Raw genomic sequence first — 20,141 nt, 5'->3', positions numbered from 1 at the left:
TCACCGGTCAAGGTGCGAGTGAGTGATCGGCAACCGTCTTTTTCGACCCCGTCGGTCGCGAGTGGAAGGCATGGCCGGAGGGAAACGGCTGAATCCTTTTCCGACGAGGCATCGTTCACCTGGGCTGTTGCAACTCCCTTTACCCGGATGTCAGTTGGGGATTGGCTGATTGGGGTGCACAACAGACCGGGAACGAGCCTGGCGGTCATTTTGAGGGCTGCCGATGAGGCGCCTCGGACCGAGCGATGGGTGCCCCCACCGACCGGCCGGCAGTCAGAATGGCGGACTCGCGCGGCTATGCCTGCGGAAATCGTCTGCCCGGGACGAAGAACCCCCTGGTGTCGCACTCGGACCGGAAGCGCGCTCTTCCAGGGGTACGGAAAGAGGCGCCTGACCTGACACAAGGGCAGCCTCCATTCCTCACCCGCGCTTGTTGAGGATGTCGTTGATCCGTGCCCCCTCGTCGGGGGTGATCCGTCCGTGCGGCAGTTCGATGCCGAGGGTCTCCGCCAGTGGCCGCTGATGGATGTCGACCGCCGCCTCCACGAGGTCGGCGAGCACGGCCCCCGACGAGCGGCCCCGCACCTGCCCGATGGCCACCGCGACCAGGCCGACCAGCACGGACGGCCACCAGAAGGCACCCAGCAGCAGGTAGAGCATCCCCCACGCGGTGACTTCCGTGGCCGCCCGGTAGCGGGTGGTGGCGTCACGGATCGCGGCGGTCGCAGTGTCGGGGAGCAGCAGCCACAGCCGTGGCCAGGCGAGGGCCACGGCCAGGCCGTATTGCGCGTCGACGCGCTGGTCGACGAGGCGGAAGCGGTCGCCGATGGCAGTGGCACGCGCGGGCAGGTATCGCGCCGGCAGGGTGTGCCCGCGTCGGGCCTGCGCGCCCTGGGCCCTGCGCCGCCGCCGGGCCACCCACCGGGCGGGACGGCGGGAGACCCACGCGTCGTACGCGCGCGGCAGCCCCCTGTACGGCCAGTCCGGCACCCGTCGCACCGAGCAGCGCCCCGGCCACCGCAAGCAGCACAGCCGCAGGCCGACCCGCCAGCTGCTGCCCGAGCCTGCGTACCGCGTCCTCCAGACGCCCAGTGTCCAGCGCGTGCGGATGGCCGAGCCACCAGCCGCACATCGCGGCGGCCACGAACAACGCGTCGGGCAGCACCAGCGCGCTGAGCCAGCGGTCGGCGAGCTTCCGGCCGACCTCCGTGAGCAGGCTGTTCACAGCGACCTGAAGACCATTGGCGCTTCATCGATGACGCAGCGCGGCTCGCGGCCGTCCTCGTCCGCACCGGCGCGGCGCCCGCACCGGCCGCCCGGACAGCGGTAGGTGCCGCGCACGGTGACGGCGTCGAGCCCGAAGACGTCCAGGCTTTCGGGGTGGCCGTCCGCCGGGCGGCCGACCGACTTGTCGGGGTCCGGTGCCGGCTCGTATCCCAGGAGCCGGCTCACTTCCGCCGAGTGCCAGCCGTTACGCCACCGCTTGCCGGTGCGCAGGTTGATCCCGACGATTCGCGCCGCATCCCTCGTGCTGTAGCCCTGCTCCATGAGCTCGAAGTATGCGGCGCGTTCCCGCACCAACCTTCCTCCGCCCGGCTTCCGGTTCCCCCGGATCTCGAAGTCCATCGCATCCCCTGAGCTGGGGTGTTGCAACGACTGGTTGAACTCGCCCAATATTCGAGCAGGGCCTTCGCGGAACTCTGCAGGTCAGCTGGGGTCCGGCAGAGCATGGGCGCGATCGGGTCCAGCGCCGACAACGCTGCCGCGGAAAGCTTCAACGCCGCCTTCAAGAGGGAGACGCTCAAAGGCCGCAAAGCCTGGTCGAGCGAGCGTGAGGCCAGGCTCGACGCCTTCCGCTGGCTGACCCGCTACAACACCCGGCGCCGACATTCCCGCCTCGGTCAGCGGTCTCCGATTGCCTACGAGAACGCCGTCCAAGCAGCAGCAACTACCCTGACCCAAGCCGCATAGACGTGTTCAACATCCGGGGTCAAGGCCCATGCGCCATTGCTCAGGCCTGTTTCGTGGGTGCCGATGCGGCGCCAGATGATGTGCGCGCCGCGTATCCGCTCCGGCCCGTACGACCATCTACACCCACCAGCAGGCCGCGATGCCCGAGGAGTACCTGGAGGTCCGGACGACCGACCCAGCCACGTGGATGCCCACACCGGAGAACCTGGAACGGCTCGCCGCCTTCACCCGCGTGGCCGCCGCCCGCCGCCGCGCCATCGAGGACGGGGAGACCCCGGCCCCGGCCGCCGACCCGGCCGGACCGGTCGACCGGCACCGCCAGGAGCACGAGCAGCAGCACCAGCAGTCCGGCGCCGGACGCCGGTACAGGATGGGTGGTCCGTTTCGCGGGCTTGCGGCACGTTCACGGGGCGGGACGGGCGGGCCGCCGACTTACGCGGAAGCGGTCCGTGCGGGCGCGAGGGGCCGTAGCATCTGACTATGACGGGAGTCGGGGCGGAAGCTCATTTACTGGTCTGGATGTACGAGCGTAGTGCGAGGGGCCAGGGCGATCTGGCCGGCCCGGAAGATTTCCCCGAGGAATGGCGGCGCCGTGCCCGCTTCAGGCTCCGTGCTGATCTGAACGACCTGGTCCGCAAGGGCCAGTTGGAGCGGCACTTCGTGTTCCGCAGGGGGAACCTCTACCGCCTCTCCCGCGCCGGTGAGCTGGAGGCGCAGCGGCTCTTGCACCTGCGGCGCGACCCTGAAGGGCGCCAGCAACATGCCCGCGACGGACTGGTATCCGCAGCCTCCCGCGCTGCCTACAGCCCCACTATCGGGCTCGAAGCTTTCCTCGGGATGCCGCAGTCGCAGGTATACGGCGAATCCTTGACTCTTGACGAGGTGCGGGTAGCGGCAGCCTTTCTGGTGGAACGAGGCTTGGCCACCCTGCACGAAGGCGACGCACCACATTCACTCAAGGCTCTCCTGACACTGACCGGAGTAGGAATCCAGTGCGCTGAGAGCTCCCTCTCTGTGAAGGACTTCCTCATGCAGAACGGACACCTTCCGACCTTGTGGGACTCGTAAAGTCATCGCTGCAGGTGAGTAGCGGTGTCCATGGTTGTCGGTGGTGGCTGGGACCCTGTCCGGATGATCGTGTCGCTGTTGTACCGTGCTGCTCGCACGATGCTGTCCATACCAGCTGTCCTGCTGCGCCGGGACACTGCCAAGGACGCCGAGTTGTTGGTGCTGAGGCATGAGAACACTGTCCTGCGCCGTCAGCTCAAGGGCCCGGTCCGCTACGAGTCGGCCGACCGGTTCTGGTTCTCCGCGCTGTCCTCGCTGATACCGCGGCGCCGCTGGGCCGGCGTCTTCCCCGTCACCCCCGGCACCGTGCTGGCCTGGCACCGCAAGCTGATCGCCAAGAAGTGGGACTACTCCGCCCGCCGCAGCCGTACCGGCCGACCCCCGACTGTGGCCGCGCTCAGGAAGCTGGTGCTGCGCCTGGCCGGCGAGAATCCCCGGTGGGGGCACCGAAGGATCCAGGGCGAACTGGCCCGGCTGGGCCATCCGATCGCACCGTCCACGGTCTGGGGGATCCTGAACGCCGCGGGCATCGACCCGGCTCCACGCCGGTCCGGCCCCAGCTGGCGCGAGTTCCTGACCACCCAAGCCCAAGGGATCATCGCGGCCGACTTCTTCCACGTGGACACCATGCTCGGAAAGCGCCTGTACGCCATGGCTTTCCTGGAACACGGCACCCGCCAACTGCACATCACCGGCGTCACCGCCCGCCCCACCCGGGCCTGGGCGACGCAGCAGGCCCGCAATCTCGCCGACCAACTCGACACGCGCATGGAGTCCCTGCGCTTCGTGCTGCGCGACCGCGACGCCAAGTACGACCAGTCCTTCGACGCCGTCTTCGAAGCCGAGGACATGGAGGTGCTGCTCAGCGCGCCACGGGCGCCTCGGATGAATGCGCACTGCGAGCGGGTGATCGGCACCGTCCGCCGCGAGGCGCTCGACCACCTCTTGCTCATGAATGAGGCCCACGCCCGGCAAGTCCTTGCCGACTTCGAACGGCACTACAACACGCATCGACCTCACCGGGCCCGAGATCAACGGCCCCCTCACGCCTCCGGGCAGCCCGCCACCGTCCACGGCCTCGACGGCCGAAGACTCCTGCGCACCCGCATCCTCGGCGGTGCTATCAACGAGTACCGGTACGCCGCTTGACCTGCGCCGATGACTTTTCGAGCCCCACAACCGCGCACAGCATCAGCCATGCGCGTGCCGGGGACGGGCTGTGCCCGCGGGAAGAAAGGATGCCTGGAAGCATCAGGTGCTCCGTCGCTCAGAAGAAGTTCTGAGCAGCACAAACGTGCCGCTCCGGTCTGATCACGAAGCGGCTGGACGTCCAGAAGGAGTGTGTGAGTCGAACGTCCCGCCGCTAGCAGGACGTCCTGGTCACTGCGGCGCAAGCGGCCGCACACGAAGCAGCAGACATGCCGTGAACGCTACCAGGGCGGAGACACCCGGCTCAGACACCTGCCTGACATCTCATCTCTTCACTCGTATGCCCGTTCTACAGAGCTTCCTGGGCACGGGAAGCTCGTCGCCGCAGAGCACCTATCCGCGCGATCTCTAACTTACCCGCGTCTTGCGACCAAATCTGGCCGGCGCGTACGTAGCCCGCCGCCTGAGGAACAATCGGCCGAGATGGTGTTGGAGCCGGATGTGGCGAAACTGATAGACCGCGCCTACCTGTCGGAGCACTCCCCTGCGATAGGCGTCGTCCAGGAAGACATCGGTGTCCCAGGGCAGTTTGCCGGTCAGAGGCAGCCAGATACGGGAGAAGACCACCCACTGTCCCCAGGCGGTGAACAGGAGTGCGTACGTGAGTGATCCGGCGAACCCATAGACGGCTCCGGCGCGGAGCCCGTCCGACACCCCCCAGGCAGATGGCTCGAGGAATCCTTGAAACAGGTGGACGGTCAGGCTCCCGCCGAAGACGACCACCAGGGTGAGCATCGGTGCGAGGAAGAGGACCTGTCGGCTCACTGTCGCCCGATTTGAGGCCAGCAGGCTGACGGGGGTGGCCGCCGAGGCGGCGTCCAGGGGCGCTTCGAACAACGCCAAGAGCCCGAAGACCAGGCCACCCCCCACTCCGAAGATCAGCTCGAAGACCAGCATGTTGATGAGGATGCTCTCCATCACCTCACCGTTCGGGAGCGGGAGGTCGCGGTACAGCGTGCCTTGGACGGCACGGCTCCACCCGTTCCCGACGCCCAGCACGAATCCACCCAACAGCGCGGTTCCGAAGCGGGCGATGAACGTGCGGACCGTCCTGCGCCCCAGCCTGGTGCCAGTGCCGGGCAGCCGTAGCCGTACCGGGGCCGGTTCGATGATCTCGTTGCCGAGCGCGATCATGATCGCGTACACCGTTCCGACGGTGAGGCCGGCGATCGATCCCGTAAAGGCCGCCCGGACGAGGGCCCGACCGAACGTGACCTGGTGGAGGAGCAGAGTCGAAAGCCCATCGGCCGCGGCAGCGCACAGCCCGGACACCGCCACGACGATCATGACGCGCGTCGAACGCCGCAGCGATTCGCTGATCCGCCACCAGGCGAGGTCCTGCCGCTTGAGCCGGACCATGTGGTGGGCGAGGTAGGCAAGCCAGCGTTCGGCGTGCTCCGGGTCCCAGTTCCGCTTCCGGCGACGGCCAACGGCTCGCTCGGGGACCCCGCGCCTGTAGACCGTAGGCACGAAGCCCGCGAGCAGGTGTTCCTCAAGTGAGCGCTCGGCAGGAAACCGTTCAGTGTCCAGGAGTTCCGCCGTGTCCCGGTCTGGTGTTTCGCTGTACATCGTTCGCGCCAGGGCGACCATCAACGGAGTGCTCAGGACGCCGACGAGGTTCACGCTCGCCTCGGTCTCCTCCCGGGCTCTCAGTTGTGCCAGAACGAAATCCCATACCGCCCCGGTCCGGCCGTGGCTGTCGCCGCCGGCGATCGGCCGGGCGGTCCTGGGCAGGTAGGCCAGGAGGTTGTCGCGGGTGAGGTCGGTGAGTTGAATGCCGGCGGCCCAGACCAATGGCGCATGTACCGCCTTAACCGCCTTGGCGAACTCGTCGGCCCGACTGGTCAGGAGAAGCGGAAGCGAAGTGTCGTTGAGCGCTTGGAGTGTGGCGCTCCGCAGGCTTTCGGCGGTCTCGTCGAACCCGTCCAGAACCGGCAGTACGAGGTCGGCGTCGACCAGTGCCGCGGCGAGCGTCGCTCCGCCGGGTGCTGTGCGGGCCAGGTGCGGATGGTCGCGCACCAGCCGATCGATCAGCCAGTCCCGCAACGCGACGGTCGTAGGATCCCAGGACCCGAGAGTGAAGATCACCGGTACCCGGTCAGCAGGAGCCCGAGTCTTCAGGAAGTCCAGGACGAATCTGATCGCGAGGATCGACTTGCCCGAGCCGGCCCGGCCCAGAACCACCAGTCGTCCGGAAGAGATTCGCCGGTAGACCTCGGCCACGCTCCCCAAGTCACCAGTCAGATCCGTTGCGTACGACGTCGCTCCGGGCGGGAGACGTTGAATGTTCTCCGAGTGGTCCGTCAGGAGTGCGGGCGCCTCCTGCCAGCGCACCGGCAGCGGAAACGGATCGTGTACCCGACGATGCTCCTCCTCGCGCTGCCAACGCCGCCTGACCTCGATGGCCAGCTCGTCGGCGGCGGCGGAGAGGATCGGCGGCGCCGCACGATCCGGCGTGGGAGGCGGTTGGCGCTGTGCCGCGGTTGGATCAAGCGCCTCGGCGACTCGCGCGGGGGGCACGGTGACCGGTTCCGGTGGTGTGTGAGACGGGTCGCTCTGCGTTGTCGCGGGCGTGGCCAGCAACTGCCTGCGTTCCTCGGGGCCGATCTCCAGAGCATCCGCCAACAGACTCAGCGTCCCCAGCCGGTGGTCCCTGGAGCTACCGGTCTCCAGCCTGCGGATGGTGCTGACACTCACCCCCGACCGCTCCGCCAGCCGTTCCTGGGTCAGACCCGACTGCTTGCGCAGCCGACGTAAGAGCGTCCCGAGCTGATCCCCCACTTCGGCGTCCTCTCTGCCTGCGTGTACAGCCTGCGGGGAGCCTACCGTGACCACCGGTCATATGTGACCGGTGGTGTGACCTGTCCACCGGGGAGGCACCAACGCCAGCATCAGTGGTGCTCGCTCACCAGCCGGCACCGCAGCACGCCGGGGCCCGCGGCGAGGCCCGATCCGCCCGAGCACCCGGCGGCATTGAGGGTGCTTTACCGAACCGTCCGGCATGGGTGCGTGTGAGGAGCAGATATGGCGTACCGGCACTGGTGTGGTGAGTGCGGTTACAAAACGGGCTGGCTCAGCGAGTCGCAGAGCGAGGAGCAGCAAATCGAGCACTACGCCAAGCAGCACCCCGGAATTCCCCCGGGTGGCAGCGTGGAGGTCAACCGAAAGGATCCGGACAGCCTCGGATGTCTTCCGGTTCTGGGAATCCTCTTCCTGCTGCTGATCCTCGCGGCGTCATGCCAGCGCTAAGGGCTGTCCCGTACAGAGAACCGACTGATCGTGGCCGCACGGAGCATTTCACCCCGGCCGCGTCGGTGCCCTGACGGGCGTGGCCCCAGCTGGGGAGCCCGCGTCGGCGAGCAGCAGCCAGGGCGGCTCAGTTCAGGCCCTCGTGGACCACATTCCGCGCCTGAAGGCAGCGTTCGCTTCCGCCTGGGGGCGCTCTCGTTCCTCGTACCACACCCACATGAACCGGCAAGACCGACAAACCGATCAGAAAGGATTCCCAATGAAGTTGTCAAGCCCGGCTGGTGACTGGCTGTGAGCGTGTCAGCCAAGCGCGACGGGGCTGGGCGGCGCGGTGATCTCGAAGGTGCGGCCGTCGCGCATGAGGGCCCACAGGACGTTCAGGCGGCGACATGCAAGGGCGATGATGGCCTGCCTGTGGCCCTTGCCCTCGGCTCTCTTGCGGTCGTAGAACGCCTTGGACGTGGGGCAGCAGCGGGCGGCGACCATCGCGGACATGCAGAAGACCCGCAGCAGGCGTCGACAGTAGCGGCGTGGTCGGCGCATGTTGCCGCTGATGCGTCCGGAGTCCTTGGGGACCGGGGCGAGGCCGGCGACGCCGGCCAGGCGGTCGGAGCTGCCGAAGACGCTCATGTCGCCGCCGGTGTGGGCGATTCAAGTCAGGAAGTGTGCTGAGGTGTCCTCCCGCTCACGGACGTCTGCCCGGCTGGTCACTGCGGCTGCGATCATCACCGCCTACGTCGCGCTGCACTTGGCGATCACCGCATGCCTGAACCTGCAGTCCCGCGACCATTTCCGCGATGCCTCGGCGCGGGGTGCCGCCTTCGTCACCGCGCTGGACCACTACGCCAACGGGGAGGTGTCCGCTCGCGCTGACATCCTCGCGACAGCGGAGTGGTTCGTGAAGAACGCCCCGCCCAGGGAAAGCCGGTCCACGGTCACTTCCGCCGCCCGCTACGCCGAGGAGGGCGAGGTCTCCGCCGCTCGCGAGCACGCGGGCAACCTGGTCGCGCAAATCGGGCAAGATCGGGCGCGGCTTGACCGGGACCTCAGCTCGTCGGGCACGGCCGCGCTGTGGTGGGGAGCGGCCGCAGCAGTACTCACCGTGCCGGCGCTATGGCTGCGGCACCGCCACCGGACGGGTGCTGCGGAGATCGTCGGGATAGTCGGCCGGTTCGCCCCGCGTCAGCCATGGTGGCGCCGCCCGGTGTTCCTGGCGGCCAGCGGAGCCGGGTACGCGCTGTTCGCGGCGGGCCTCGTGGCAGCAGGTATGGCCCAGCGATCGAATCTTGATATGCCGATGGCGACGCAGGTGCTCCTCCTGCCTGTCGGGCTGGCCGCGCTGGGAGCCGGCTTCCTGATCCTGCGCCACTCCCGCCCACGTTCGGTCCGCAGCGCGGTCCACGCACTGCGGGCCGACGCTCGTCAGCCCGTGCTCTATCTGCGCAGCTTCGCCGATGACTCCATCGCGGCTCAGGTCGACGACGGGATCTACTTCAATATCCACTCCCGGGAGGAACAACTCGCGGGGTTGCTGGGCGCCTTCGGCCCCGTAATTGCGGTGGGCAAGCCTGGGGAGCCCCTCCCACAGTTGGGCGCGGCGCGCTTCTATCTGCCGCTCGACGACTGGCAGCCGACGATTCTTCAGCTGATGGAACTGTCCCAGCTCATCGTGCTGAGCGTGGGCCCGGGTGAGGGATTGTGGTGGGAGGTCGAGCAGGCTCTCGCCATCCAGCCCGCGCGCAAGCTGGTCCTGCTGGCACCGGGCCGGCTGTCGGGTGTGGCCGAGCGGCTGGACGAGCTCCTGCCGGCGCCGTCCCGGCTGAACGAGTTGGCCGCTGACAGCTCCTGGATTTCCGCCACCATCGCCTTCGGGCCCGGGTGGACACCGCATGTGCAGCCGGTGGTGGAGCCCGCGCCCGGCGCAAGGGCCCCGCGAGGCATCAAAGCCGGTCTGATGTCCCTATTGGTGATCTCGCCCGCACACCGCGTGGCTCGCGCTATGAAGGCCGCGTTGGTGGCTGCGGGCGTCCGCAGACGGGTCGTCATCATGCGGGCCGACCTCGGCATGCTGGCCACTTTCGGGAAGGGGCTTCTGGTGCTCACGGCCCTGGCCATCCCGTACCGGGTACTGCAGCTCTTTGGCCTCTGGTAACACCGCCCGTAGCTGGAGCCGGGCAGGAGGACGAACACGCTCCGCAACCCCTGCCATGGTCAGCCCCGGTCACGTCGAAGCCCACACTCTCTTGGAGGATTGGTGGACAGTCCACAGCAGGGCATGCATGTGCGCCTGACAGGCGCGGCCACCACCGCGACAATACTGATCCTGCTATCGCTCGTGCGCGAGATACTGGTTTCGTATGTCAACTGGCGCGGGTACTTCGTCATCCAGGACTACCTGGCCGGGGGCGCGACGGACGCGGACCTGGAGGCGGACGACTTCGTCTCCAAGCTGGTGACGTGGCCGACGCTCTTGGTGTTGCTCGCGGCCGGCGTGGCGTTCTTGGTCTGGTTGTGGCGGGCGCGGATCAACGCCGAACTGATGAGCGGCGCTGCCGCACACCGCCGGTCGCGGGGCTGGGTGATCGGCGCGTGGACCATCCCGGTGGCCAGCCTGTTCTACCCGTACCAGATCGTGGAGGACATCTGGCAGGCCAGCGCCCCCCGGCGGCCCGCTCCCGTCGGCCTCGTCGCTGCCTGGTGGGCGCTGTTCGTTGCTGCCACAGTGATAAAGCCCATCCAATGGCGATTGGCCTCGAATCTGGAGAGCGAGCAGGACGCGCTGTCCAACGCGATCCTGTCCACCGTCCTCACGGTGCTGTACCTGGCGGCCGGCGTACTGGTCACCCTCGTCATCAGGCGGATCACCGAGTGGCAGACCTTGGCTGCACCAGCACTACCACCACAGCCATCGGGATCCGCACCCACTGGCATCAACGGGAAAACCGTCACGGGAGTAGCCGCAGCGATCGCCGTTCTCGTGGTCCTCACAGTGTGGGCGGTTCACACGGGCAGCGATTCCAACGGCACGTCCACCATCTCCAGCACCACACCATCGCCCACCTACGACGCAGATCAGGCCACGACCGGTGACAACTACGGCACTGGCGAGGGAAGCAGCAGCGAGGGCGGCTACGGATCCGATAGCCCCACCCTCGACGAACCCGCACCCGACGAACCTGCACCCGATGAATCCAGTGCTGAGGACATGGCATTCAGCGATCTCGAAACCGACGACTGCCTGAGTAACTACAACGACGCGGGCTCAGACTGGATCCCTGCAACGCCGGAGACGACCAACTGTTCTGACACCGACGCCTATTTCGTCGTGGCATCAGTCGAGCAGGACGAGGAGTGTACCTCCGACATGACGTGGTTTCACAGCAACGACGACGCCACCGACACCGATCTCTGCCTGAACCGGAACTTCGCAGTCGGCCAGTGCATGTTCGCCGAGGTCGACGGCGAGCAACTCTCCATGTACTTCAACGCCGTCACTCCATGCGACGCTGCCATCCCCGATGACTACCAATACACCGTCCGGCTCACGAGGGTGTACTCAGGTGGCGCCCCCGATGATGCCTGCGGGGATGACCGCATGTGGACTACGGACGGCGGCGCCGCACTGTGCGGGGAAGTCCCCTTCAAGCGCTCTGGCCTCCCGGACGTTTAGACCCAGCGTGCCAGCCGTCCGGCAAAGGCCGCCGAGGTCGGTCTCCGGCTGGGGATCGGCAAGGCTCAATCCCTACGATCGTGGAGATCTGCGATGGCTTCGATGCCGGGGCGGACCCGAGGATGCCCGCCCCGGCGGTTGCCCGGCGCCCTTGATGACGTTGCGGCTGACCACTGCCGGGCGGCGAAGTTGTCCCTGAGACAGGGCCTACATGACATGGTTCGGGAAGACGGTTGGTTCACCATCGATCCCGGCACTGGGACCTGATCGGCGACATTACCTGCCGGATCGGACTTCGGCGTGTTACGGAACGCGTTGGCCCAGCTCCCGAGCTGCCGTGCGGATAGCGTGAGCGTACGGGGTATCGAACGCGCGCGTTGCTGGCGTGAGCTCCTGGAAGGGCGTTGTCACGTTGTCGGGGGGCGTGATCGTCTGAGGGCGAGCGGGGGCCGGGGCGGCCTGTTGTTCAGACCCTGGCGGGCAGGCCGGTGCTGCCGGTGATGTGGTTCCAGATAGTGAAGCGGATGGTCATCTCGAGGCGGTGGCGGCCGGCGGTCATGTGGTGGCGGTCGGGTCGGAAGTGGGGTGAGATCCCGGTGAACGCGGACAGGAACCGCTGCGCCCCGCCGATGCTGCGGAATCCTTTCATCGCGCGTTCACGCTGCCTCGTCGGCTGATGGGAGTTCTCCGCCCGGTTGTTCAACCCCTTGTGCGAGCGATGTTCCACCGAGGGCATCACCTCACGGTGCGCTGCGCCGTAGGCACGGAGTTTGTCCGTGACGATCACCCTGGGCACCGCCCCGGTCGTTTTGAGGAGCCGGCGGAAGAAGCGCCTGGCCGCGGCCTTGTCACGACGGGCCTGCACGAGGATGTCGAGCACCATCCCGTCTTGGTCCACGGCCCGCCACAGGTACTTCCACTCACCATTGATCTTGATGAAGACCTCGTCGAGATGCCACTTGTCACCCGGCCGGGGGCACCTCCGGCGCAACGAGTTGGCGTAGGCCTGACCGAACTTCAGGCACCAGCGGCGGATTGTCTCGTAGGAGACGATCACTCCGCGCTCGAGCATCAGCTCCTCGATCTCGCGGAAGCTGAGCGGGAAGCGGAAGTACAGCCACACGCAGTGCGAGATGACCTCCACCGGGTACCGGTGGCTTTTGTACGGCGGTGCCGTGGAAGGCATGATCGGCTCCCCTCCCCGGACCCACCAACCCGGAGATCATCCCAGCCCGACCGTCAATGTGACAGTCCCCCACGTGGCACTCGATCCCGGGTTCGTCGAGCACGTGCAGAGCAACGGCTGGGCCGTCCCAGAGCCCACCGACAGCGACTTGGACGCGATGCTCACCGTGCTCATCGAGGACGAACTGGACTGAGGTGGCGTCAGAGGTCGCAGAGCCAGCCCCCAGCGTCAAGGCGACGGGTGCGGCTCTGCAAGTCGAGCGGTCAGCGGCTCGGAGGGCGGAAGGGGACGACGTTGTTCGGGGCCGGAGAAGGCTCGGGAGCTGGGCCCTTCTTCTGGGTGAGAACAGCGCCGGCGAGAGCCAACAGGGTCACCCGCTGGCGGAGCTCTTCGAACTCGGCTTCTTTGTTGGCGAGGGTCTAGGCGTCCAGCCCGCGCGCGAGCGCGACGCGGTCGATGTGGTTGGCCAGGGACCTGCCGCCGTCGGTCCACGCCGCGTACAGACGCACCGAGCCGTCGGGCTGGGGGATGTCGGTGCGCACCAGGGTCTCGGGCCCGGCCGCGGCGAGCGCACCGTCGACCGCGGCCCGTTCGACCGGGCCGCGGTCCCCGGCGGGCGCGGGGCCGGGCCGCGCGAGCACGGGCCGGGCCGTGAGGACCGGCACGGGCAACTCCAGCGGCAGGCGGGCGGGCAGGGGCTCCGCCTGCTCAACGACGGCCCCGCACGGGCGGTCACGGCCTGGCCAGGCCGGTCAGCAGGGCGACGACTGCACGATCCCGTGGTCCTCCTGGCCGTGGATGATGCCAGGGAAGACGCGGATCTGGGTGTGGGGGCCGTGGGGGTGGAGATCCGCATGGCACTGGACGGGAAGACCGTCGTCGTCTGGTCGAACGACGTCCTCACCGACCTCTCCACCGGCCTGCGCGACCTCGGGATCCCGTGGCCGGTCTCGACCGGACACGGCCGTTGCCACGAACTTGTCCAGATGACCCTGGCCTGGCGCGGCGACATCGCCCCGAAGACCGGCAACCCCCGCCTGCCCATCGCCCCCGGCCGCGCCGACCGGATGCTCTACCTCCTCCGCGGGATGGCCCGGCCCGGCGCCTGACGACAACCGCTGACACCCCGCCACAGGGCGAGACCACTGAACCTGGCTTTTTCGGCCAGGCATCCGACCAGCACCCTGCTTCCCCCCGGCCGCTCCCGCCAGTCCGTCTGACGCTCTCGCTCCGGTGCCGAGTAGACGAGTGCCGCCCGACTCGGGCTCACATGTCGCCGGTCCGTTCAGAGTCCCTCATCGGTGGCCAGGCATGACTCGCGATGGAGAACCCACCGCGATCCTCACAACGAGACACCCGACTGCCATCGCGCCAGCAAGATCAATCAGAGGGTATGACTCGGCTCCTCAATTGCCCCCAAGGTCGTAACTCGCGTCCGTCAAGATTCGGTGGCAGACGGTCAAGGTTCAGTGGCACGGGAGTGCGCCACGAGGCGCTATGCAATCGAGTGGAGGTGAAAGACCACCACTGCCGGGTCGTCGCAGCGGCCTGGTGAAGCTGGGGGCAGCCTGACCCGGGGAACGCCGGGGAGGGTGGCAAGCGGCCCCGACAACGGCGGGACGTGCCGGGACTACCGGACGGTGCGGGCCCGTCTAGTGCTGTGACCGCGAAGGTTCACCGGGTCCCGGCGGTCAGGGTGAGCTCCGAGTTGGGATGGTCTGGTCAGCCGTGTAGGGAGCCTGTCGTGCCCCCGGCTCTGCGACGATTGCTGAGTGAGCAAGCACGAGTGGGACACATTGACCAAGTCTGAAGAAGCCTTCATGGTCAATTCCTATGAGATCGACATCCTGCCTGGTGTCTGGGGCGATCTCGACGAAGCCGACCAGTCTCGACCAGTCAACGAGCTGGCGGGAATCTTGCTCGCTCTCATCGATCGTGGGTGGATCGAGGTCCGCCGACTCGCGCCGTGGACCTCCCCCGCCGGGAAGAACGGCTTCCAGCACGGCGAGCTGGTGCCTCGTGATCAGCTTCCGGCGATTCTCGAAGACGCGCCCAACTGGGAGTATCCCGAAGACGGGAACTGGATTGGCGCGTTGACCCTGGTCGAGACCGAAGCGGGAAAGAAGATCACTCGTCTTTCTCCCGAGGAGATGGCCGAGTAGGCCGTCATGGCGGGAAGCCTCAGGCCGCGGCCAAAGGTCGGCCGCCCCAGCGGAGGCCCTTCTCGCTGCGGATGCGGGCTCGTTCGCGGCGTTGGGCGGCCAGGAGGTCGGGGTGGCGGGCGTTGGCATTGCGCCAGCGCAGATGGCGGTGCAGCTCGCGGGTCTGAACAGTGTGGTTGGGGTGGTTTGAGTTGGCCAGGGTGAACTGCCGCAGCGGCCCGAAGTGCGCCTCGATCGGATTGGCCCAGGAGGCGTTCGTCGGGGTGAAGCACAGCTCGACTTTGTTCTTCCACGCCCACCGGCGGATCTTGGCGCCCTTGTGGGCGGAGAGGTTGTCCATGATCACGTAGATCGGGGCGCCGTCGGGGCGAGCGGCGCGGATGGACCGGAGCGCGGCAAGGCTGTTGGTGGTGCCCTTGCGGCGGCGGTTGACACCCCAGAGGGTGTCGTCGCCGATGGAGTAACAACCGTGGAAGTAGGTCACGCCGTGGGTGCGGTGGTAGGTCGCCGGGACCCGGTCGGGCCGGCCCTGCTCGGCCCAGCAGGATCCGCCGGTCGGGCGTATGCCGAGCGGCCCGAACTCGTCGAATGCGAAGACGCGGTCAGGGAAATGGTCCATGACGTGCTCGATCCGGTCCAGCTTGGCATCGCGGTCAGGATCGGTGGAATCCTTCCAGGTCTTGGTGCGCTGGAAGGTGACGCCGCGACGGGCGAGCAGGCACCGTAACGCCTCGCGGCCTATCCGGATCACACGGCCGTGCACGCGGCGCAGGTAGGCGGAGAGTTTGCGGATGGACCAGCGAGTGAAGGGCTGGCCGAGCTTGGTTGGGCGGGTGGTGGCCGTCTGGATGACGAAGTCCTCGTCGTCAGGACTGAGCAGGCGGGGACGGCCTCCCGCCCACTGAGGGTCCAGGCAGGCCAGGCCGATTTCGCTGAACCGGTGGATCACATCGCGGACGGTGTCCTCGTCGGCCTGGACCAGCTTCGCGATCAACGGGGCCCGGTTCCCGCCGGCCGAGGCCAACAGCATCATCGCGCGCCGGAACCGCACCGAACCGGTGCTGCCCCGACGCACGATCTGCTGCAGCTTCTACCCCTCCTGGTCGGTCAACCTGCGCACACGGACAGGCTCGGCCATAGCGCCTCCAGCGGTCGGATCGGACGTCACCGCACACATCCAACCGCTGCGGCCACGAGCCGGGCGAACCTTCCAGGTCGGAGGGCTACTTCTCGCGCAGATTCTCGACTTCGGCGGCCAGCACAGCCATATCGCGGACGTGCGTGTAGTACCTGGTCGCGTACTCGTCGTCGATCGCAGGGAGAACCTTCTCGAACACCGCAGTCAGCCGGATCAAGCCTTCACCGCGTTGTTCGTCGAGCGGGCCTTTGAGAGGGCGTTAAGTCCCGTTCCTGATGATGTGGTGTCGCTCTTTCGTGGGTGATGGGTCGGTTCCGTCCTCGCTTCGTGTCGTGTGCATGATGGGGTCGCGGGCATGGAACGGATGCCGTACGCAACCGACTTGTCCGACGAGCAGTGGTCGTTGATCGAGCCGCTGGTCACCGCGTGGAAGCAGGATCGGGTGTCGCGGTCGGCGACCGGGGACCCGGGCTCCTGCGACCTGCGCGAGGTCGTGAACGCGCTGCTCTACCAGAACCGGACGGGCTGTCAGTGGCGTCTCCTGCCGCACGACCTCCCGGCCTGGTCGGCGGTGTTCTACTACTTCAGCGTGTGGCGCGAGGACGGCCTTGACCAGCGGATCCAGGAGATCCTGCGCTGCCAGGTGCGGGAGCGGTCCAGGCGATTAGAGGACCCGTCCCTGGTGATCATCGACACCCAGTCCGTCCGCGTGGCGGCCGGAGTGCCGAAGAAGACGACGGGACTGGACGCGAACAAGAAGACGCCCGGCAGGAAGCGGGGACTCGCCGTCGACGTACTGGGCCTGATCATCGGTGTGGTGATCCTCGCCGCGAGCGCGCACGACAACGAGGCCGGCATCGCCCTGCTGGACCAGGCGGCCGAACGATGCGGGATGCGCCTGGAAAAAGTCCTCGTCGACCAGGGCTTCAAAGACGCCGTGATCATCCACGGGGCGGTGAAGGACATCACCGTCGAGGTGGTCCGCCGCAACCCCGACGACAAGGGCAAAGGCTTCGTCCCGCAACCGAAACGATGGGTGGTCGAGCAGGTCAACGGCACCCTCATGCTGCACCGGCGCCTCGCCCGCGACTACGACCACCGGCCCGACAACGCGGCCTCCCGCGTCTACTGGGCCTCCACCGCCGGCATGCTCCGCCGCCTCACCACCCCTACCCCCACATGGCGTGACGACGTGGAGCTGGCCGCGTGAACGTCTGCGAACTCCTGCGGCTGCTGCAGACCGAACACGATGAGACCGCCGCACGAGCCGACAACCTGCGCGAGCAGATCGAGCGGCTCACCACCGCCCTCGCCGAGACCGAAGCCCGCCTGGCCGAGCTCACCGCCACCCGCAAGGTCATCGACGGCCTCACCCCACCCGACCACGAACCGGCCCCCGCACAGACCACCACCGCCACCGTCTACCAGCGCATCGTGACCGCGTTCAACGAGCACCCCGGCAAGGTGTTCCGCGTCCACGATCTGCACGAGCACCTCGGCCTGCCCACCGACGAGCCCTCGATCAACGTCACCCGCTCCCGCCTGGGACGACTCGCCCGTCAGGGATTCCTCAAGCAACCCGGACGCGGCCGCTACCAGAAACGGACTTAACGCCCTCTGAGAACGCCCAGGGCGTAGCCGCAGGCGTCCGCATCAAGCATCACCATGTCCTGGTCCTCGATGCCCAGGCCGCGGAAGCTTGGCGGGAACGGCATGGCCATGTGCTCGGCCATCACCTGCGAGAGCGCTTCGAGCTTCTCTTCGAACATGCACAAGATCCTGCCGGATCCCACCCGGCGAACCAATGCGGTCACGGCACTAGCGAGGTCAGAAGGTGTAGCGAAAGCGAACCAGTGGTTGAAGCTCCGTAAGCATTGAGCCGGCTCAAACCTGGTGGATACGGGCCGGTATGCAGCGCGTGACCTGCGTGTCCTCGGACAGGTGGGTTAACTCCGAAGCCGGATTTCCTGTTCCGGTGGGGAGGCCACGTTGAAAGCCTGCGGCGTAGGCGTGGCGATGCTGCCGGTGTAGAGCTGGGCACCTCCCTGACCGATCGATTGCGTGGTGAACGTGGGAACCATCCGCGGTCGCCCGAGCCGCCGGACAGCCGGTTCGGCGGTGGGCAGGTCCGTTGCCGACTGAGGGCCGTGGGTGGGGCGGAGGCCCCGTAGTAGTCGCGGGAGTAACGACCCGTCGTGGAGGCCGGGAAAGCCGGTCGCAGGGCAAAGGGGGCCAGCAAGTCAGTGGCCGAAGCACTGGAATGTCGGGAGGGTCGCCGGTGAATACCGACGAGCTGGAGCGCGCCTTGTATGAGGCGGAGCGTCAGGTACTGAAGATCCAGACCAAGCTGCACCGTTGGGCTCGTGATGATCCTCATCGCAGGTTCGACGACCTGTTCGTGCGCCACGAGGCGCTACTTGACCGTGCGGCGGTGAAAGTCCGCCGCCGTGGCCTTGTCGCAGCAAGGCCACGAAGCTGAGGACAGCCTGACCCGGGAGTCGCCGGGAGGGGCGGAAAGCAGTCCTGACAACGCCGGGACGCTCCGGAACTACCAGACGGGTCGGGTCCGGCAAGCGAGACGAGAAGGTGTACGAGAGGAACCAGCGCGTGAAGCTCCGTAAGCGTCGAGCCGGCTCAATCTGGTGGATATGGGCCGGTCCGCAGCGCACACCTGCCGTGATCATGCGGCGGGTGACTCCGAAGCCGGGATGAATAGGCCGGTGGGGAGGCCACGAGGAAAGCCTGCGGCGTACTCGTGGCGAGGCTGCCGGGGTATAGCTGGGCACCTCCCTCGTCGAACGGTTGGTGGTGAACGTGGGAACCACCTGCGGCTGCCCTCACGATGCTCCATCCAGGACATCGAAGGGCAGGCCCGTCGTCGGCTGTCGGCCGCAGTGTGGGGCGGAGGCCCCGTAGTAGTCCGAGCGCGCGAAAGGCGCGTACATGGCGAAGGGGGCCAGCAAGTCAGCAGGGCGGATGCTGGAATGCTCGGAGGACGCCGGTGAATACCGACGCACCAACGCTCACGTCGTTCGGCGCGGAGCGCAGGGTACGAGAGATCCAGACCAAGCTGCACCGTTGGGCGACCGACAATTCAGACAGGCAGTTCTGTGATTTGTTCAATCTCGTCTGTGATCCCGCATTTCTCCTGATTGCGTGGGAGCGAGTGCGGGACAACAGGGGTGCACGGTCGGCAGGGGTTGACGGGAAGAGCGCCTACTATATCGAGCGGCAAGGCGTCGGCGAGTTCCTGGCCGAAGTCCGCGAAGATTTGAAAGCGCAGCGGTTTCGTCCCTTACCGGTCCGCGAGCGGATGATTCCGAAAGCGGGCGGACAGAAATTGCGCCGCCTAGGTATCCCCACCGTGCGTGATCGCGTTGTTCAGGCTGCGCTGAAATTGGCGCTGGAGCCTATTTTCGAGGCGGACTTTGAGCCGTGCTCGTACGGCTTCCGGCCCAATCGGCGAGCTCATGACGCGATCGCCGAGATCCGCACCTTCGCCAGCCCGCCTCACCGATACGAGTGGGTCGTGGAGGGCGATATCGCGGCGTGCTTTGACGAAATCTCGCACTCGGCGCTTATGGGCCGGGTACGGCAACGGGTCTCCGATAAGCGCGTCCTGATGCTGGTCAAGGCGTTCCTGAAAGCCGGAATCCTCAACAAAGAGGGACTCTTCAGGGAATCGCGCACAGGGACGCCACAGGGCGGAATCCTTTCACCTTTGCTCGCCAACGTCGCACTATCGGTACTCGATGAGCATTTCGCTCGACGTCACCGAGAGCAGAGAAGGATGACTCGGCAGCAGCGGCGGGGAGAGCCATCATTTCGGCTTATCCGCTACGCTGACGACTGGGTCGCTCTGGTTCGAGGCGACAGGGCCGATGCCGAGGCAATACGCGACGAAGCCGCCGAGGCTCTCTCCATGATGGGCTTGCGCCTTTCGGAGGAGAAAACCACGCTGGTGCACATCGACGAGGGCTTTGACTTTCTCGGCTGGCGCATCCAGCGCCACCGAAAACAAGGCACGGCGAAGTACTACGTCTACACCTACCCGAGCAAGAAGGCGGTCAAGTCCGTCACGGGAAAAGTGAGGGCGGCCAGCCGATTGGACAAGAACCAGCCGCTCGAAGTCCTGCTGCGCTATCTCAACTCTGTGCTGCGGGGCTGGTGTGTCTACTTCCAGCCCGGGGTTTCAAGTGTCACCTTCCACTTCCTGCGCGCGTTTACCTGGCGCAGGGTCATGGGTTGGCTGCACCGAAAACACCCGCGTGCGAATTGGAAGCAAGTGCGCCGCCGGTATTGCCAGGGCCAGTGGTGGCCGTCAGATGGCGATACGGCGCTGTTCGATCCGGGGCGGATGCGGACTACCCGCTATCGCTACCGAGGGACAGCGATTCCCACTCCGTGGGCGAGCATGATCTGAACTGTTCGGACGTCAACGGGACTTGTGGAGCGCCCGGTGCCCGGAGACGGGCACGCCGGGTGCGG

At 67.0% G+C, this 20,141-nt stretch carries 20 protein-coding genes and 2 pseudogenes; 13 read left to right on the top strand and 9 right to left on the bottom strand.

All coding sequences use genetic code 11. The features are described 5' to 3' along the window. Nucleotides 1-420 precede the first annotated feature (420 nt). Together OG611_RS00220 and OG611_RS00215 are read right to left on the bottom strand one after the other, a co-directional pair. The gene (locus tag OG611_RS00220) at nt 421-990 is read right to left on the bottom strand and encodes a hypothetical protein (protein WP_266414287.1); all 570 of its coding nucleotides are present in this window, start codon (nt 988-990) and stop codon (nt 421-423) included. 231 nt (nt 991-1,221) lie between these two features. Further along, a complete protein-coding gene (locus OG611_RS00215; RefSeq protein ID WP_266414285.1) occupies nt 1,222-1,626 on the bottom strand; it encodes a helix-turn-helix domain-containing protein in 405 nt (134 codons plus the stop codon). A 42-nt stretch (nt 1,627-1,668) separates the two neighbouring features. Here OG611_RS00215 and OG611_RS00210 point away from each other — a divergent pair. The 4 genes and pseudogenes from OG611_RS00210 to OG611_RS00195 all read left to right on the top strand — a co-directional run. Continuing rightward, nucleotides 1,669-1,971 (top strand): annotated as a pseudogene (locus tag OG611_RS00210) (integrase core domain-containing protein); the annotation flags it as partial. Nucleotides 1,972-2,110: 139 nt separating this feature from the next. After that, nucleotides 2,111-2,449, top strand: coding sequence for a hypothetical protein (locus OG611_RS00205; protein WP_266414283.1), 339 nt, complete (start codon nt 2,111-2,113; stop codon nt 2,447-2,449). A 41-nt stretch (nt 2,450-2,490) separates the two neighbouring features. Then, a complete protein-coding gene (locus OG611_RS00200; RefSeq protein ID WP_266414281.1) occupies nt 2,491-3,039 on the top strand; it encodes a hypothetical protein in 549 nt (182 codons plus the stop codon). 63 nt (nt 3,040-3,102) lie between these two features. Further along, nucleotides 3,103-4,188: an integrase core domain-containing protein gene (locus tag OG611_RS00195; RefSeq protein WP_266425385.1), complete on the top strand. Its 1,086-nt coding sequence runs from the start codon at nt 3,103-3,105 to the stop codon at nt 4,186-4,188. A 408-nt stretch (nt 4,189-4,596) separates the two neighbouring features. On the opposite strand, the gene OG611_RS00190 is transcribed toward OG611_RS00195, so the two are convergent. Then, complete coding sequence (locus OG611_RS00190; RefSeq protein WP_266414279.1) at nt 4,597-7,029, bottom strand: helix-turn-helix domain-containing protein; 2,433 nt, start codon at nt 7,027-7,029, stop codon at nt 4,597-4,599. Between the two features lie 243 nt (nt 7,030-7,272). Between OG611_RS00190 and OG611_RS00185 the strand changes: the two genes are divergently transcribed. Beyond that, on the top strand, nt 7,273-7,497 hold the full coding sequence (locus tag OG611_RS00185; protein WP_266414277.1) for a hypothetical protein: 225 nt from the start codon (nt 7,273-7,275) through the stop codon (nt 7,495-7,497). A 300-nt stretch (nt 7,498-7,797) separates the two neighbouring features. On the opposite strand, the pseudogene OG611_RS00180 reads toward OG611_RS00185, so the two are convergent. After that, nucleotides 7,798-8,148 (bottom strand): annotated as a pseudogene (locus tag OG611_RS00180) (transposase); the annotation flags it as partial. On the opposite strand from OG611_RS00180, the gene OG611_RS00175 reads away from it, so the two are divergent. Together OG611_RS00175 and OG611_RS00170 are read left to right on the top strand one after the other, a co-directional pair. Beyond that, the gene (locus OG611_RS00175) at nt 8,126-9,649 is read left to right on the top strand and encodes a transferase (protein WP_266414275.1); all 1,524 of its coding nucleotides are present in this window, start codon (nt 8,126-8,128) and stop codon (nt 9,647-9,649) included. The pseudogene OG611_RS00180 and the gene OG611_RS00175 overlap by 23 nt on opposite strands. 102 nt (nt 9,650-9,751) lie before the next feature. Then, nucleotides 9,752-11,167 carry a DUF4328 domain-containing protein gene (locus OG611_RS00170; protein ID WP_266414273.1) on the top strand — a complete coding sequence of 472 codons (1,416 nt, stop codon included), beginning with the start codon at nt 9,752-9,754 and terminating at the stop codon, nt 11,165-11,167. Nucleotides 11,168-11,633: 466 nt separating this feature from the next. Here the strand turns inward: OG611_RS00170 and OG611_RS00165 are convergent, their stop codons facing one another. Next, entirely contained in the window at nt 11,634-12,353 is a 720-nt protein-coding gene (locus OG611_RS00165; RefSeq protein ID WP_266414271.1) for an IS6 family transposase, read from the bottom strand. A 419-nt stretch (nt 12,354-12,772) separates the two neighbouring features. Next, a complete protein-coding gene (locus tag OG611_RS00160; RefSeq protein ID WP_266414269.1) occupies nt 12,773-13,018 on the bottom strand; it encodes a hypothetical protein in 246 nt (81 codons plus the stop codon). 129 nt (nt 13,019-13,147) lie between these two features. Here OG611_RS00160 and OG611_RS00155 point away from each other — a divergent pair, with 129 nt between their 5' ends. Continuing rightward, the gene (locus OG611_RS00155; protein WP_266414267.1) at nt 13,148-13,462 is read left to right on the top strand and encodes a hypothetical protein; all 315 of its coding nucleotides are present in this window, start codon (nt 13,148-13,150) and stop codon (nt 13,460-13,462) included. Nucleotides 13,463-14,125: 663 nt separating this feature from the next. Continuing rightward, on the top strand, nt 14,126-14,515 hold the full coding sequence (locus OG611_RS00150; RefSeq protein WP_124285959.1) for a hypothetical protein: 390 nt from the start codon (nt 14,126-14,128) through the stop codon (nt 14,513-14,515). A 19-nt stretch (nt 14,516-14,534) separates the two neighbouring features. Here OG611_RS00150 and OG611_RS00145 read toward each other — a convergent pair whose 3' ends face one another. Continuing rightward, nucleotides 14,535-15,602 carry an IS630 family transposase gene (locus tag OG611_RS00145; RefSeq protein WP_266425382.1) on the bottom strand — a complete coding sequence of 356 codons (1,068 nt, stop codon included), beginning with the start codon at nt 15,600-15,602 and terminating at the stop codon, nt 14,535-14,537. Between the two features lie 136 nt (nt 15,603-15,738). After that, on the bottom strand, nt 15,739-15,870 hold the full coding sequence (locus OG611_RS00140; RefSeq protein ID WP_266414263.1) for a hypothetical protein: 132 nt from the start codon (nt 15,868-15,870) through the stop codon (nt 15,739-15,741). Nucleotides 15,871-16,008: 138 nt separating this feature from the next. Here OG611_RS00140 and OG611_RS00135 point away from each other — a divergent pair, with 138 nt between their 5' ends. Both OG611_RS00135 and OG611_RS00130 read left to right on the top strand, forming a co-directional pair. Further along, on the top strand, nt 16,009-16,863 hold the full coding sequence (locus OG611_RS00135; protein ID WP_266414261.1) for an IS5 family transposase: 855 nt from the start codon (nt 16,009-16,011) through the stop codon (nt 16,861-16,863). After that, the gene (locus OG611_RS00130) at nt 16,860-17,264 is read left to right on the top strand and encodes a hypothetical protein (protein WP_266414258.1); all 405 of its coding nucleotides are present in this window, start codon (nt 16,860-16,862) and stop codon (nt 17,262-17,264) included. Before OG611_RS00135 ends, OG611_RS00130 begins: the two co-directional genes overlap by 4 nt. Here OG611_RS00130 and OG611_RS00125 read toward each other — a convergent pair. Next, on the bottom strand, nt 17,261-17,422 hold the full coding sequence (locus OG611_RS00125; RefSeq protein ID WP_266414256.1) for a hypothetical protein: 162 nt from the start codon (nt 17,420-17,422) through the stop codon (nt 17,261-17,263). The two genes, OG611_RS00130 and OG611_RS00125, sit on opposite strands and share 4 nt — an antisense overlap. A gap of 509 nt (nt 17,423-17,931) precedes the next feature. On the opposite strand from OG611_RS00125, the gene OG611_RS00120 reads away from it, so the two are divergent. After that, entirely contained in the window at nt 17,932-18,132 is a 201-nt protein-coding gene (locus OG611_RS00120) for a hypothetical protein (RefSeq protein ID WP_266414254.1), read from the top strand. Nucleotides 18,133-18,654: 522 nt separating this feature from the next. Further along, nucleotides 18,655-20,076, top strand: coding sequence for a group II intron reverse transcriptase/maturase (gene ltrA / locus OG611_RS00115; protein ID WP_266414252.1), 1,422 nt, complete (start codon nt 18,655-18,657; stop codon nt 20,074-20,076). The last annotated feature ends 65 nt before the right edge of the window (nt 20,077-20,141 follow it).

It is taken from the genome of Streptomyces sp. NBC_01363 (genome assembly GCF_026340595.1).
GTDB lineage: Bacteria > Actinomycetota > Actinomycetes > Streptomycetales > Streptomycetaceae > Streptomyces.
Note: the sequence above shows the minus strand (reverse complement) of the source record. Positions and strands in the feature narration are given on the sequence as shown.